We start from the raw sequence: 14,501 nt of genomic DNA, 5'->3' as shown, positions 1-14,501 counted from the left end.
TGGGTTAGCACCCGTTTTGTTTTATCCGAGTGGTATTACTTAAGCATATCCCGAATATTGGATAAATGCGCTTTGCCACGCTCTTTTCGTTCTTCCGGATCAACCTGAGTTTTTTCGGTCATCCAGATCAGATCTTCCGCTGGTAATTCTCGAAGAAAACGACTTTCTTCACAGTCCACCTTTTCACCATAACGTTTACGGGTATTGGCCAGCGTCATCACCAGACTGCGTTGTGCCCTTGTTATGCCAACGTACGCCAGACGTCGTTCTTCTTCAATGGAATCCTCTTCAATACTGGTTCGATGTGGAAGGATTTCTTCTTCCATACCGACAATGAATACATGCGGGAATTCCAAGCCTTTAGCGGCATGTAATGTCATCAAATGTACTGCATCGGCCTGATTCTCATCAGCCTGCCGGTCCATGATATCCATCAACGTTAAACGTGCCGCAATATCGCCAATCGATTTTTCTTCGGTGTCCTGATCAATCATTCGCTCGATCCAGCTGACCAGTTCATCGACATTTTCCATACGTCGATTGGCTTTATTCGGATCGCCACTGACTTCTTCCAGCCAGCCGCGGTAATTGATCTCCTCGATCATATCCTTGATCGCATCCAGCAGATTGCCACGGGCAGCACGATCAGCAATATCAATCAGCCAGCGGGTAAAGACTTCCAGATTCTGTACTGATTTAGGCGGCAGGCTTTCAGCCAGACCCATTTCAAAACAGGCGCCAAACATGCTGGTGTTACGCTTGGCAGCATATTCTCCAAGCGCCTGTAAGGTAGATGAACCGATACCTCGACGTGGCGTGTTAATGACTCGTAAAAAGGCATTATCATCATCCTGATTGGCCAGCAGGCGCAGATAGGCCATGATGTCTTTGACTTCAACCCGCGAGAAAAATGAGGTGCCACCGGTCAGAAAATACGGCACGTTATGTTCACGTAACACTTTTTCCAGCGAACGGGATTGATGATTGCTGCGATACAGAATCGCATAGTCCTTGAAACTGGCCTGGTGTTTGAGCTTGTGATAAAGCAGCTCGGAAATAACTTTTTCTGATTCATGTTCGTCATCACGACAGCCAATTACCCGAATCGCATCACCCTCACCCATCGCACTCCACAGTTTCTTTTCAAAAATATGAGGGTTATGACTTATCAACGTGTTGGCGACTCGCAGGATACGGCCCATCGACCGATAATTCTGTTCGAGTTTAATCAACTTTAATCGTGGAAAGTCAGTTTGCAGTTGCACCAGATTTTCTGGTCGGGCGCCACGCCAGGAATAGACTGATTGATCATCGTCCCCTACTACGGTGAGCTTTTCACGGATGCCGACCAGTTGTTTAACCAGTTCATACTGACAACCGTTGGTATCCTGATATTCATCCACCAGCAGATAGTGAATTTTGGCCTGCCATTTTTGTAACACATCACGATGTTCTCGGAACAGAATCACCGGTTTTAAAATCAGATCATCAAAATCTACGGCGTTATAGGCCTGCAATGCCTGCACATAACGTGGGTAAACCCTGGCAGCGAATTCTTCCTGAGCACCGTCGGCAATCTGGGCCGCCTGCTCGGGCAAAATTAATTGGTTTTTCCAGTTTGAAATCAGGTTTTGCACTTCCTGTGCATGATCACTGTCAGCCGCAAAATCACGTCCCATCAGATCGCGAAAAACCGCCAAAGAATCCTGGGCATCAAAAATGGAAAAGCCGGGACGATAGCCTAGTGATTTTCCATCACGCCGCAGGATATTCAAACCAAGCGTATGGAATGTGGATACCATCAAACCTCGCGCTGAGGCTTGTCGGGTAGACATCAAATCAGCAACCCGCTCTTTCATCTCACGAGCAGCTTTATTGGTAAAAGTTACGGCAGCGATATTGCTGGCTTTCATACCGCATTGCTCGATCAGATAGGCAATCTTACGGGTAATCACCCGCGTCTTGCCACTGCCGGCACCGGCTAACACTAACAACGGTCCATCGATGTAACGCACAGCTTCCCGCTGTTGCGGATTGAGATCTTTCACTAAATATTAATTCGCTGTGTCGAGGCGTCGATAGCCGATGGCTTCTGTTAAATGGACTGTTTGAATGTCGGGTGAACCGGCCAAATCAGCAATGGTGCGGGCCACTTTTAAAATACGATGATAGGCACGGGCCGACAGACCAAAACGACTGATGGCTTTTTCTACTAGTTGAAAATCCTGATCTGACAAGGTGCAAAAAACCTCTAGTTCTTTATGTTGCAGGGACGCATTGGCTTTGTTGGCACGATCAAGTTGAATCTGCCGTGCCTGAATCACCCGCTGACGAACCTTTTCACTGGACTCAGGAGGAACATCATCAGGCTGAGGCCGCAACAGTTTTTTATCCACTGCCGGCACCTCCATCAACATATCAATGCGATCCAATAACGGGCCGGAGATCTTACCACGGTAGCGTCTGACTTGCTCTTCTGTGCAATGACATCTTGCCTGCCCCAGATAACCGCAGGGACAGGGGTTCATCGCAGCAACCAATTGAAATTGTGAAGGAAATTCCGCCTGATTGGCAGCACGGGATATCGTTATTTTTCCGGATTCAATTGGTTCTCTTAATACTTCCAATACTTTACGGTCATATTCCGGCAATTCATCAAGAAATAAGACACCGTTGTTTGCTAAAGAAATTTCACCCGGTTTAGGCTGACTGCCACCACCAACCAAAGCTACCGCCGAAGTTGTGTGATGCGGTGCCCGAAAAGGACGCTGCATCCAGTTTTCTACCTGAAACCCTGCAGAAGAGATTGAATGGATTGTCGCCGTTTCAATGGCTTCCAGCTCACTCATTGGCGGCAGAATGCCCGGTAAACGACTGGCCAGCATAGTTTTACCCGTACCGGGAGGTCCAGCGAAAAGTAGGCTATGCGAGCCAGCAGCCGCAATTTCCAATGCCCGCCTTGCTGATGCCTGACCACGCACATCGGCTAAATCAGCATAGTTATTTTGACTTTGCTGTTGTTTATTCAGATTGGGCGATAAACGTAATTGATCATGCAAATGTGCACAGACTTCCAATAAAGTCTTCGCAGCAAAACTCTCACCCTGTTCAGTAAGCGCCGCCTCTTCCGCATTCTCAAACGGCACCATTAATTGTCGGTTGGCCTCAGACGTCGCTAACGCAGTAGGTAACACACCCCGAACCGCACGTAATTCACCGGTCAGACCCAACTCACCGATAAACTCCATGTTGCTTAATGATTGCACCGGAATTTGATTGGAAGCCGCCAGAATGCCCAAGGCAATTGGTAAATCAAACCGACCACCTTCTTTGGGCAAATCTGCAGGAGCCAGGTTGATGGTGATGCGTTGCTGAGGAAAAGTGAACTGAGAGTTTATCAACGCCGAACGAACGCGATCCTTGCTTTCCTTGACCGCCGTTTCCGCCATACCCACAATCGACAGACTGGGCAGACCATTGGAAAGATGCACTTCAACCGTCACTGCCTGAGCATAAATACCGGTCAAAGCACGACTGTAAACCGTGGCAATACTCATATTCCTTCCCTGGAAAATTAGTTTAAATTGATTCTAGCGGATATAAGCCAGAGGATGAAGTTCAATCCTGGCTTAATCAAAACGGGTTATCAGTTTCTATCGAAATGTTTATTTGGTTATCAGCCAGTTTTCCAACCTCAATGCTTCAACTCGTTCGAATTCGCGGATATTGTTAGTGACTAAGGTCAGTCCTTCGCTTCGAGCATGACCCGCAATATGTATATCGTTCACGCCTATGGGCGTACCTTTACTTTCCAATTTAGCCCTAATATCGCCGTAATGTGACGCCGCTTTAATACCGTATTCCATTACTTCCAAACGCGAAACAAAGTCTTCGACTACTTTTAGATTATGCTCAGTTCGTTCACTTTTTTCTGCACCATGCAGCAATTCAGCCATAGTGATGCTGCTGATACACATTTGTCCTGCATGCCGATTAAAAATATCTAAAACTTCAATTGGCCTACGCTTTATGACATAAATCACGATATTGGTGTCGAGCATATATTTAATCATCAAACGATTCCCGTTCAGTTTGATGCTGGTCTGCTCGTTCAGTCATAAAGTCATCCGTCACAGTCTGTTGTGCCAGGAAAAAGCTATCCCACGTATTATCGACCGGCGACAATACCCTTTCTGAACCTAACACCCGAACCGTAACGCGTTTAATACCCTCTGGGAATCGTGTTTCTGCAGGCAGCCTCACTGCTTGAGTTTTATTGTTTTCGAATACTGATCCTGTAGCCATAAATTGCTCTCCAAAATGTATAGAGTCATTGTATATATAATACAATATATACATCAAGACTATATACAAATTTATTGTTTTTTAGTTAAAAAATTAATTAAACCTGTTTTCACCTTCACACTATTTTCACGTTTTATTTTTTAGGGTCTTTCAGAGTCGTTTTTCCAAACCGCGAATAAATCGTCTAGCTAATTTTTCCTACAGTCGTTTTATATCGTTGCCGTTTCGCATCCTTGGTAAAGCATTTTTGAACCAAAGGTTATCCATCACACAATCAGCATAGATTCACGGAAGACCTTAATAAAACACGGAGAAATCATGCTTCAACGTCGATTGAGCAGCGCTATTTCCACCATTCTTCTTCTCACTTCCACCAGCCTCGCAGCGGATCAGATTCTGCTTGATGATGGCAGTATTCTTAAAGGGTCTATCAAACAGATTTCTGAAGGCAAAGTCATTATGGATACCGCTTTTGCCGATGAAGTCACCGTTGATTTCAGTCGGGTAACGCAAATCAGTACCGATCAGAAACACCTGATTGAACTGGATAGCAGTGACCGGGTTCTGGGTCAGCTGACGGTTAATGAACAGGGCCAGCATCAATTGACTGGTACAGCGTTTGGCACAGTGGATATTGATCCGAAACGCATTAATACACTGTGGGAAACCGATGCGGTGCAACCGCAAACTGCGGCAATGGAACAGCAATATCAGCAGAAAATTGAGCAAATCAAAACCGCTCAGGCGCAGGAGAAAGCCGAGCTGGAAGAAACTTACACAGCCGAAGTGCAGCAACTTCGGGCAGAACGTGAAGCCTTGCTGGATCCGTGGAGTGGAAGTCTGGCATTTGGTGTACAAGGTGCCAGTGGTAACACTGACAGAATGGCGGTCACTGGCCGAGGGGAACTGCATCGGGAAACAGCAAATGAAAGACTGGGCATGTATCTGGAAATCAACTACGCCAAGGAAGATGACGAGCAGACCGAAAATGAAAAACTGGCCGGAATCAAACTGGAACGTGATATCAGTGAAAACTATTTTGCCCGTGGCAGTGCTGATTTTGAGATTGATGATTTTGAAGAGCTGGATTTACGAGCGATTACCACAGCCAGTCTGGGGCGATTTTTTATTCGTGAACCGGATTTAATCTTCAAAGGCTTTGCCGGTGTCGGTTATCGTTTTGAAAGTTACTCTGATGGCACCACCGAAAAAGATCCAACCGGTGTTCTCGGCTATGAGACCAACTATAACCTCAATAGCCGTTTAAATCTGTTTCACGATTTGACCTACTATCCATCCTTCAGCAGCCCAGGCCAAAACTATTTATTAGTCACTAATTTTGGTGCTGAAATGCCGATTACCAATGACGAAGCCTGGAAGTTACGGGCAAGCCTGAGAAGCCAGTACAACAGCCAACCTGCATTAGATGCTGAAACAACGGATACCAACTATCGGCTGAATCTGGTGTATGACTGGGATTAACTCAGCGTATTTTGTACCATCGCGTTTTGCAGTAAATGTTCAACAAACCCCGGCCGTTTATACTGAACGGTCGGGTGTTGACGCCAGACCAGCTGAATAGACTTTTGCAGCGTATTATCCTCCAGAGGGATGGCCGTTAAACTTCCGTGTCTGACTTCATCCACTACCGCAGAAGCAAATACCAGTGAGATGCCTAAACCGGCTCTGACCGCCTGTTTGACTGCCTCAGTGCTGCCCAACTGCATCGTGATGCTGGGCATCTGCTGAAATTCATGCAGATAGTTTTTCAGTAAACGACCGGTGCCACTGCCGGATTCACCGCCAATTAAATTCAACCCTGCCAGCATGGATTTCGTGATAACCGGCAGCTTTGCCAACGGATGTGTGGGTGGTGCAATCAACACCAACGGTTCCGTTTTCCAGATATGCGATTCAAATCCGGCTTTAGGTGACCACCACTCCATCAATGCCATATCAATTTCAGCATTTTCCAGTTTTTCGGCAATGCTTGGATTCGCATCAATCAGCAGATCCAGTTTTTCCTGCTCCAGTGATTGACTGCTGAGGTAATCCTGCAAATAGGGTTGCAACAGATAAATACCGATGTTGGAACTGGCCCCTACTTTTACAGAGGGTGTCGTCAGCATCGCCTGTAAAGCCCGATCGTGGAGACGTAACATGCTCTCCGCATAAGGCAACAGACGCAATGCGTGCTCGGTTGGCTGACATCCGCTTCGGCCACGTTGAATCAATGATACTGACAGCATGTCTTCCAATTTTTGAATGTGCTGAGTTACCGTCGGTTGCGCCAATCCCAATTCAATAGCAGCCGCCTGAAAACTGTGTTGTTCAATCACCGTTATCAAACTTTTCAGCCAGACTAGATTGAGCATGATTGTTTCCTTTCTATGCGTATTTGATTGGCTGGATCCAATGGCTGCCCGTCATGCAATACCCTGAGGATATTTTCAGCAGCACGTTTTTCAATGGCCAGACGAATATTGCTTACCGCCGAACCGATATGTGCTGTAAACAACGTATTGGGATGTGCTAAGAAGTTGGGATCGATCTCATTGGGTCGATCGTCACGGGCCCAATCTTCCATTTCAAACACATCACTGGCATAACCGGCTAAGTGACCACTCTCCAGCAATCGCAAAATAGCAGCTTCATCAACCACCGATCCACGACAGGGGTTCACCAGAAAAGATCCCGGCTGCATCTGCTGTAAACGCTGTTGATTCATCAGATGCTTGGTTTGTGAGTTTAATGGCAATGCCATAATGACGATATTTGCCTTGGCAAGCGCTTCATCCAGAGTCATAAACTCAAGATTTAATGCATCCTGCTGCTCAGCAGATAATGCTTGTTGATCGGTATAAACCAGCTTAGCGTCCCAACCATTAAGCCGTTGAGCAATGGCCTGTCCAATGGCCCCCATACCGATAATGGCAATGGTTGAACCTTCCACACCCAGTCCGTAAAACTGTGGACGCCAGCCTTTAAAATAGCCGCTTCGAACATGCTCATCTGCTGCCCGGATATGCCTTATCAGGCCAACCATCAGACCGATCGTCAGTTCGGCAGTAGGAACTGTCAGCAAATCCGGTACAAAGGTCAGCCAGACATCATTTGCAGTGCAGGCATCGACATCAAAGTTGTCATAGCCTTTTAATGCCGCACCAATCACTTTCAGATTCGGACAGGCTTTCAGGAAGTCTGCATCCACTCTATCCGGCATAAACACCATCAGTGCGTCAGCATCATGTGCCAGTTGCATAGTATCGTTTCGGGACAAACTGAAAGTCGTCTGATTGGTTATCAAATCACAATGCGGCGCCAGCATTTGCAGCACTTCATCGTGTACTTTATGGGTAATCACCAGTTTGGGTTTCATTGTCATCCCTTACTTGAATTTTTTGCGTAACACACCGCTTAACGCGTCAACTAATGTGACCATCAGCAGAATCACCAGCAGGATCGCAAATACTTCCTGATATTGCATGATGCGTAATGAGCCCATCAGCTCAAAGCCGATACCACCGGCACCGACCATGCCCATGACTGTGGAAGCACGGAAGTTATATTCCCAGCGATAAATCGCCACATCGGCAAACTGCGGCATCACCTGTGGCAGAATCGCGTGATATAACACCTGCATCGGCGATGCACCGGCTGCACGGGCGGCTTCAACCGGAGCTTCATCCACATGTTCAATCGCTTCGGCAAAAAATTTACCGACCATACCAATTGAATGTAATGCCAATGCCAATACACCCGGCAACGCACCAAAGCCCACTGCGGCCACGAAAATAATACCCATGATCAGTTCAGGCACCGATCGCAGTGCATTTAACACAATACGTGACAGCTGAAATACCAGACCATGTGGCGCTGTATTGCGTGCGGCCAGAAACGCCATCGGAACCGAAAACATCACAGCTATTGCCGTTCCGGCAATACTCATTGCCAGCGTATCTAACAATGGGGAAAACCAGTTACGGATATTGGTAAAGTCAGGGGGAAACGACTCACCAGCCAGGGTGCCAATCGCTGGCAGACCATTTGCCAGTAATTCAAAGTTAAGTACATTCACATACCAGGCAGCCAGCAGAATGATGGCCAGTAAGGCCATCACCTGCAGAGTTTGTTTTTTCCAGCGCTGGCTGTAACGTTTCAGTGCATCTTGATGTGTAATGACTTGCGTACTCATAAAACGTCCTTACATCGTGGAAAAATCAAGATTGAGTAATTTGCCCATATCGCGAATCACGTCATAATCAGCGTCGGTAATCGGTGCAAACCCTTCGGCTTTAAAGTTCTTCAGCACTTCTTCATCATCCAGACTGACAAACGCATCTCTGATGTTAGCTTTCAAATCATCATTCAGATTAGAGCGCATTGCCCATGGGTACTGCGGATAAGGTTTGCTGTGTCCCAACACTTTTACCCTGGCCGGATCAATCAGCTTGCGTTCCACCACGAAGTTGAAAATCACTTCAGACAAACCACCGGCATCGGCATTACCGTTAGCGACATTCACGGCAACCGCATCGTGAGTACCGACAAAATGCTGTTCATAATCGGTGTCGGCTTCGATGCCGCCTTGTTCAATTAATACCGTTTTAGGAATCAAATGACTGGAGGTTGAAGCACGATCGCCATAAGCCATTTTTTTACCTTTGATATCGGCATAGGATTCAATGCCCGAATCGGCATTGGCAATAATGATTGATCGATACGTTGGTACCCCATCAATCACCATCGCGGCGAACGGCTCGATATCACTTTTTGATTTGGCCATGACATAAGAAAGCGGGCCAAAGTACGCCAAATCAATACGTCCAAAACGCATGGCTTCAATCATTGAGGAATAATCGGTGGTAACAATCAGTTCTACTTTTTTATTCAGCGTTGTTTCAAGATAATCTTTTAAAGGTTGATTACGCTTGATGAGTTCTGACGCATTTTCATCGGGAAGTAAAGCGACTTTCAGGATATCCGGATCAGCGTCTGCAGCCATACTTGGTGCTATAGCTGTCACTAGCATGGATGTGGCTAACAGTAATTGTTTAAACAGTTTCATCAGGCAATCTCCAGTTGTGTTGCAGTTTTAGTGGGTAAGTTTTGTTGAGCAGATAAGCGGGGTTTGTCTTTGGCTGATTTATCGTTTTTAAGCGTAGACGGTTGCTGATAAATCAATGCCAGTTGTGTGTCGTCCAATTGATCCGGTGCGGCATCAAATACAACCTGTGCATTCGCCAGGCCGATAATGCGGTCTGCAAAGCGTTTGGCGTATTCCAGCTGATGCAAGGAAACGATGGTGGTGATGCCATCTTCAGCACAGATTTGTTTTAACTGGGACAGGACTTTTTCAGAGGTAGAAGGATCCAGGCTGGCGACCGGTTCATCCGCCAGAATGATGGTTGGCTGCTGTGCCAAAGCCCTGGCAATACCAACACGTTGTTGCTGTCCACCGGATAATTGATCGACACGAGACAAGGCTTTGTCGGCTAGTCCGACGCGATCCAGACAATGTAATGCCAGCTCCAAATCAGCGTGAGGCATCGGCAACAGGCTTCGCAAAAAAGAGTGATATCCAAGACGGCCCATCAGTACATTCTGCAAAGCGGTGTGACGCAGGATCAGTTGATGATGCTGAAACACCATGGCCGTTTTACGCCGATGTCGACGTAAAGTACGCTGACTATCCAGCACACCGAATTCGGCTGAAGTTACCTTGCCCGAGGTGGGCTTCACTAAATGATTAAGCGCGCGTAATAATGAAGATTTTCCGGCACCGGAGAGCCCGAGCAGCACATTGAATTCGCCACGTTGAAAATCAATTGAGGTTGAACGTAATGCTTCGATTCCACCGGGATAGGTAATCCCGAGATTCTCAATCGAGAGAATCGGCTGAGGTGTTTTTTTAAACGTCATTTCATCACCTTTCGCAATATTAAGCACCGCAGTATTGCGGTTCACAATGGAATGCTAAGGTGTAAATATGACTGGCAAATGAAGATTAGATGACCATTTGATGACAGGTGACTGACCAGTCGACATAAAAAAACCGCCGGTCCATAACAGACGGCGGTTTTTTATCACTTAGATTAACTGAAAACTTAATCGAGATAGCTGCAGCAATAATCGACTAACTCAGTGATCTCAATATCGAATGATGAATTGGCCGGTACATTGAATGACTGACCGTAGGTAATCGGCGTCCAATCCGTGTCACCATCCAGACGGTAGCGCAATTGTCCGGCAAGAATTTCCATTAACTCGGCTTTCTCGGTACCAAATTTATATTCGCCCGGCATCATGATGCCAAGGGTCTTATAACTGCCATCCTCAAATGTCACTTTGCGGCTGGTTACTTTGCCATCGAAATAGATATTGGCTTCACGGGTCACCGTGACATTTTCGAATGTAGACATACGGCTCTCTCTAGTAAAAATTTGAAGGAATATACGCCTGAGTTAGCGGGCTGTCATCCAGTCTTTCATCTCTTTATACCCTTTAGGTACTTCATAGACATACAGACTGTCGGTTTTGGTTTCTGACCAGGTGGCACCGTTACGATCGACATAATGAATCGTATCGCCGTCTTTTTTGATAGCGTAATGCACATAAGGGCTGCTTGATTTAGGATCGGTAAAGACAAAACCATGCTGCATTTTTAATGACACATCACGATCCACACCTTTCTGGAAAGTACCCAACGCGGGCGTCACGCGCCACCAGTGATAATCATAGCTGGAAGCATTGTTTTTATATTCCATGGCACGAATATGTTTTGCGCCCTGCATATCGGCTTCTTCATGCCAGTAGCCGTCCAGTTCCTGTTCGCTAATCTGTGGTGGACGCACAAAGTTATAAAGTCCGTTATTGAAACTGAAGCTTTGTTTTTGCCAATCCACCTGCGTCTCGATGGTTTTGTTTGAGGCTTTGCTGCCTTCAGCCGGAGTCATGGTTAACTGACCATCGCCGGATAATTCCACCTGATAAGTATTTTGCGGATCAGCTTCACCGGTCGGTGATAAAAAAGCGATGCCGTTATCAAATGTTAAAACACCACGACCGGACGTATCCACCCAGTGTCCCTGCAAATTCTGCTGCTGGTTTTGACTGATGGTGGTCGCTGATTGTGAAGACGTATCTGCCTGCACAGTTGCTATCATTGGCATGGTTAACATCAACAGGGCTGATGGAATCAGAATAGCTGTTTTTTTCATCTCTCTCTAACTTCCTTATTTAGTTATGGTAAAGCTTTTATTTATTGGTTAACTGCTCCAGCTCTTCGACACGTTTTTCCAACGCTTCGAGTTTTTCACGAGTACGCAATAAAACCTGCGATTGCACTTCAAATTCTTCACGGGTGACTAAGTCCAGTTTATTGAACGTGGAGGTCATCGCAGCACGAATATTCTTTTCGGCATCATCCCGCATCTGCAACAAGCCGGGTGGCAAGGCACGGGTAATGGTGTCGGCAATTTCATCAAGTTTTTTCGGATCAATCATGTTGGTTCCTTTGATCTAGAGTCCAGGGGTCTGTTTATGTTTCATTGTCTATTCTACGGGAAAGGAAAACTTACTGAAATTTTGCTGCTGGACGGGTAGCTGAAAAACTTCCAAGTTCAGACTTACTTCAGGCAAAAATTTGCATAAATAATTGCATGGTTCAGAGATAAAAGTTCAAATATGACAAAAATATTACAAATAACTTGAATAACAATAAAGGTTTGGAATATTCTCACCCCATCTATTCAACTTATTGATAATGATGACGCAGGCAAAATCAGAACGGCTGACCGAAAACCAATCCTGTGAAGGTGTTCTTGATTTTGAATCACTTTGGCATCTTTACACTAATTGGTTTGAAGCCCCCAATATTCGTCGGGGTGGCTGGAGTGGCGTCATCAGGCAAGCTGTCAATACAAATACCGGTGCCGTTGATGCTTTTATAAAGCGCCAGGAAAATCACCTGAGTAAAACATGGCTTCACCCCTTCAAGGGAGAAGCGACGTTCTCCAAGGAATATCGCAATATCCTGAGGTTGACCAAAAAGAACATTCCGACGCTCAAGCCATTGTTCTTTGAACAACAAGGTATGAAAGCCATCTTAGTGACTAAAGCGCTTAATGATTATCAACCTTTGGATATCGCATCACGGAAACTGGATCGTCTGCAGAAACGAGCCTTACTCACCCAGGTAGCCAAAAATTTAAGGCTGATGCATCAGTATCATTTCCAGCATAACTGTCTTTATCCAAAGCATATTTTTGTTAAATACGTGAATGGTGAATGGCGGGTTCGTTTTATTGATCTGGAAAAACTTAAATGGCAACTGTTTAAAACCAGGGCCATTCATCGCGATCTGATTACGCTGTATCGCCACTCTGTTGGAAACTGGTCCGAGAAAGATCGAATATTTTTTTTCCGAACTTATCAGCAGGAAGAAAAGCTTTCACCCAGATCCAAAAAATTATGGCGAAAGTTACAAATAAAAAACGCTACAAAAAGTAAAATCGTTTTTAACCAATTAACTGCCCCAAACTGAAAAAAATCATTTTCCGTTTAATAACGACCCGAATATTCCCCGCACCAAACGTCTGCCAATCTGACTGCCCACCGAGCGCATCGCACTTTTGGCAAACGCTTCGAATACTGACTCGCGATTACTTTTACGAGCCGGTTTGACCGATTCTTTTGCCGCTTCAGTTTGTTCGGCCAGTGCTGCCTTTTGCATTTTTTCAGCGCGTTCGGCAAGAATTTCATGGGCTGATTCACGATCCAGCATTTTTTCATAAACACCCGCCACCAAAGAGCTTTGCATTAATTGCTGACGTTGTTGTGGTGTGATGGGGCCAATCTGTCCCTGTGGTGGTTTAATCATGGTTCGCTGCACAATCTGTGGACGACCTTTTTCATCCAGCATGGAAACCAGCGCTTCACCCACACCCATTTCGGTGATGACTTCCGTGGTCGAAAAGGCTGGATTGTCACGAAAGGTTTCAGCGGCGGCTTTAACCGCTTTCTGATCTTTGGCGGTATAAGCCCGAAGTGCATGTTGAATACGATTACCTAATTGTCCCAGCACGCTGTCAGGAATATCGGTCGGATTCTGGGTCACAAAATAAACGCCAACGCCTTTGGAGCGAATCAGACGCACGACCTGTTCAATCTTATCCAGCAGGGCCTTTGGTGCATCATCAAATAACAAATGCGCTTCATCGAAAAATAACACCAGTTTGGGTTTCTCCGGATCACCCACTTCCGGTAACTGGTCAAATAACTCAGCCATCAGCCATAGTAAAAACGTACTGTATAACTGCGGAGACTGCATTAATTTATCAGCAGCAAGTAAATTGATGATGCCTTTGCCCTGTGCATCGGTTTGCAACAGATCGTCCAGATTCAGAACCGGTTCGGCAAACAGTTTGTCTGCTCCCTGATCTTCCAGTACCAGAAGACGACGTTGGATGGCTCCGACACTGGCCGCTGAAATATTGCCGTATAACGTCTGAAATTCGCTGGCATTTTCTGCAACAAACTGCAGCATGGCACGTAAATCTTTCAGATCCAGCACCAGCCAGCCGTTGTCATCGGCTACACGGAAAATCAGCGTTAATACACCCTGCTGAGTGTCATTGAGATTCATCAGCCGTGACAACAGTAAAGGCCCCATATCCGATATGGTGGTGCGAACCGGATGCCCCTGCTCTCCAAACATATCCCAGAACGTTGTCGGGAAACCTGAAAACTGAAAATCATCCAGCTGCATCAAATTAACGCGCTCAGTGATTTTAGGATGCGTTTTACCGGGTTGACTGATGCCGGACAGGTCACCTTTGATATCCGCCGCAAACACCGGCACACCAATATTACTGAAACCTTCTGCAAGCCCCTGCAAGGTCACTGTTTTACCGGTACCGGTTGCGCCCGCTACCAGTCCGTGGCGATTGGCCATTTGTGGCAGTAAAAAAACTGCTTGGTCAGCCTGTCCTACAAACATTGGTTGCGCCATGTGCTCTCCTTATCATCAGTCTCTATTGGGTGGGATATTCAACAGCAAAATATGGTCAACTTTATTGTCCTGCAAACACGTTATCTGTTTGCGGACTATTATGATGCAAGCTATGCTGTATCTATCAAAGCGGGTTATCCGCCTCACCGTAACGTTTAATAATAAGCTTTTTTGCAAAGATATC

The 14,501-nt window shown here is 46.1% G+C and carries 15 protein-coding genes; 2 read left to right on the top strand and 13 right to left on the bottom strand.

Annotated features, from left to right (window positions below):
• Positions 1 to 35: 35 nt before the first annotated feature.
• The 4 genes from rep to vapB all read right to left on the bottom strand — a co-directional run bounded on the left by rep (position 36) and on the right by vapB (position 4,305).
• The gene (gene rep / locus B2337_RS04810) at positions 36 to 2,048 is read right to left on the bottom strand and encodes a DNA helicase Rep (RefSeq protein WP_292414303.1); all 2,013 of its coding nucleotides are present in this window, start codon (positions 2,046 to 2,048) and stop codon (positions 36 to 38) included.
• A gap of 6 nt (positions 2,049 to 2,054) precedes the next feature.
• Complete coding sequence (locus tag B2337_RS04805; protein WP_292414304.1) at positions 2,055 to 3,557, bottom strand: YifB family Mg chelatase-like AAA ATPase; 1,503 nt, start codon at positions 3,555 to 3,557, stop codon at positions 2,055 to 2,057.
• Positions 3,558 to 3,665: 108 nt separating this feature from the next.
• Positions 3,666 to 4,073, bottom strand: a complete 408-nt coding sequence (gene vapC, locus B2337_RS04800) for a type II toxin-antitoxin system tRNA(fMet)-specific endonuclease VapC (protein WP_292414306.1) — start codon at positions 4,071 to 4,073, stop codon at positions 3,666 to 3,668.
• Positions 4,066 to 4,305, bottom strand: coding sequence for a type II toxin-antitoxin system VapB family antitoxin (vapB, locus tag B2337_RS04795; RefSeq protein WP_292362525.1), 240 nt, complete (start codon positions 4,303 to 4,305; stop codon positions 4,066 to 4,068). Before vapB ends, vapC begins: the two co-directional genes overlap by 8 nt.
• Before the next feature lie 318 nt (positions 4,306 to 4,623).
• On the opposite strand from vapB, the gene B2337_RS04790 reads away from it, so the two are divergent.
• Positions 4,624 to 5,787: a DUF481 domain-containing protein gene (locus B2337_RS04790; RefSeq protein WP_292414307.1), complete on the top strand. Its 1,164-nt coding sequence runs from the start codon at positions 4,624 to 4,626 to the stop codon at positions 5,785 to 5,787.
• Here the strand turns inward: B2337_RS04790 and B2337_RS04785 are convergent.
• From B2337_RS04785 to ubiK, 8 genes are all read right to left on the bottom strand, one after another.
• Positions 5,784 to 6,680 (bottom strand): LysR family transcriptional regulator, encoded by an 897-nt coding sequence (locus tag B2337_RS04785; RefSeq protein ID WP_292414308.1) that lies wholly within the window; start codon positions 6,678 to 6,680, stop codon positions 5,784 to 5,786. The two genes, B2337_RS04790 and B2337_RS04785, sit on opposite strands and share 4 nt — an antisense overlap.
• A complete protein-coding gene (locus tag B2337_RS04780; protein ID WP_292414310.1) occupies positions 6,668 to 7,684 on the bottom strand; it encodes a phosphonate dehydrogenase in 1,017 nt (338 codons plus the stop codon). The genes B2337_RS04785 and B2337_RS04780 overlap by 13 nt, the downstream gene beginning before the upstream one ends.
• Positions 7,685 to 7,693: 9 nt before the next feature.
• Complete coding sequence (gene phnE / locus B2337_RS04775; protein ID WP_292362521.1) at positions 7,694 to 8,500, bottom strand: phosphonate ABC transporter, permease protein PhnE; 807 nt, start codon at positions 8,498 to 8,500, stop codon at positions 7,694 to 7,696.
• Positions 8,501 to 8,509: 9 nt separating this feature from the next.
• On the bottom strand, positions 8,510 to 9,373 hold the full coding sequence (gene phnD / locus B2337_RS04770) for a phosphate/phosphite/phosphonate ABC transporter substrate-binding protein (RefSeq protein ID WP_292414312.1): 864 nt from the start codon (positions 9,371 to 9,373) through the stop codon (positions 8,510 to 8,512).
• A complete protein-coding gene (gene phnC / locus B2337_RS04765; protein ID WP_292414342.1) occupies positions 9,373 to 10,227 on the bottom strand; it encodes a phosphonate ABC transporter ATP-binding protein in 855 nt (284 codons plus the stop codon). Before phnC ends, phnD begins: the two co-directional genes overlap by 1 nt.
• Positions 10,228 to 10,412: 185 nt before the next feature.
• The gene (locus B2337_RS04760) at positions 10,413 to 10,727 is read right to left on the bottom strand and encodes a pyrimidine/purine nucleoside phosphorylase (protein WP_069296893.1); all 315 of its coding nucleotides are present in this window, start codon (positions 10,725 to 10,727) and stop codon (positions 10,413 to 10,415) included.
• Between the two features lie 42 nt (positions 10,728 to 10,769).
• Positions 10,770 to 11,525, bottom strand: coding sequence for a hypothetical protein (locus tag B2337_RS04755; RefSeq protein WP_136552891.1), 756 nt, complete (start codon positions 11,523 to 11,525; stop codon positions 10,770 to 10,772).
• A 37-nt stretch (positions 11,526 to 11,562) separates the two neighbouring features.
• Positions 11,563 to 11,811, bottom strand: a complete 249-nt coding sequence (ubiK, locus tag B2337_RS04750) for a ubiquinone biosynthesis accessory factor UbiK (RefSeq protein ID WP_136552890.1) — start codon at positions 11,809 to 11,811, stop codon at positions 11,563 to 11,565.
• A gap of 259 nt (positions 11,812 to 12,070) precedes the next feature.
• Here ubiK and B2337_RS04745 point away from each other — a divergent pair, with 259 nt between their 5' ends.
• Positions 12,071 to 12,850, top strand: coding sequence for a lipopolysaccharide kinase InaA family protein (locus B2337_RS04745; protein WP_247869905.1), 780 nt, complete (start codon positions 12,071 to 12,073; stop codon positions 12,848 to 12,850).
• A gap of 6 nt (positions 12,851 to 12,856) precedes the next feature.
• Here the strand turns inward: B2337_RS04745 and B2337_RS04740 are convergent, their stop codons facing one another.
• Positions 12,857 to 14,317, bottom strand: a complete 1,461-nt coding sequence (locus B2337_RS04740; RefSeq protein WP_292362518.1) for a helicase HerA-like C-terminal domain-containing protein — start codon at positions 14,315 to 14,317, stop codon at positions 12,857 to 12,859.
• Positions 14,318 to 14,501: the final 184 nt, after the last annotated feature.

It is taken from the genome of Methylophaga sp. UBA3192, from assembly GCA_002363955.1.
In the GTDB taxonomy this organism is placed as follows: domain Bacteria; phylum Pseudomonadota; class Gammaproteobacteria; order Nitrosococcales; family Methylophagaceae; genus Methylophaga.
This window is presented reverse-complemented; position numbering and strand designations above follow the sequence as displayed.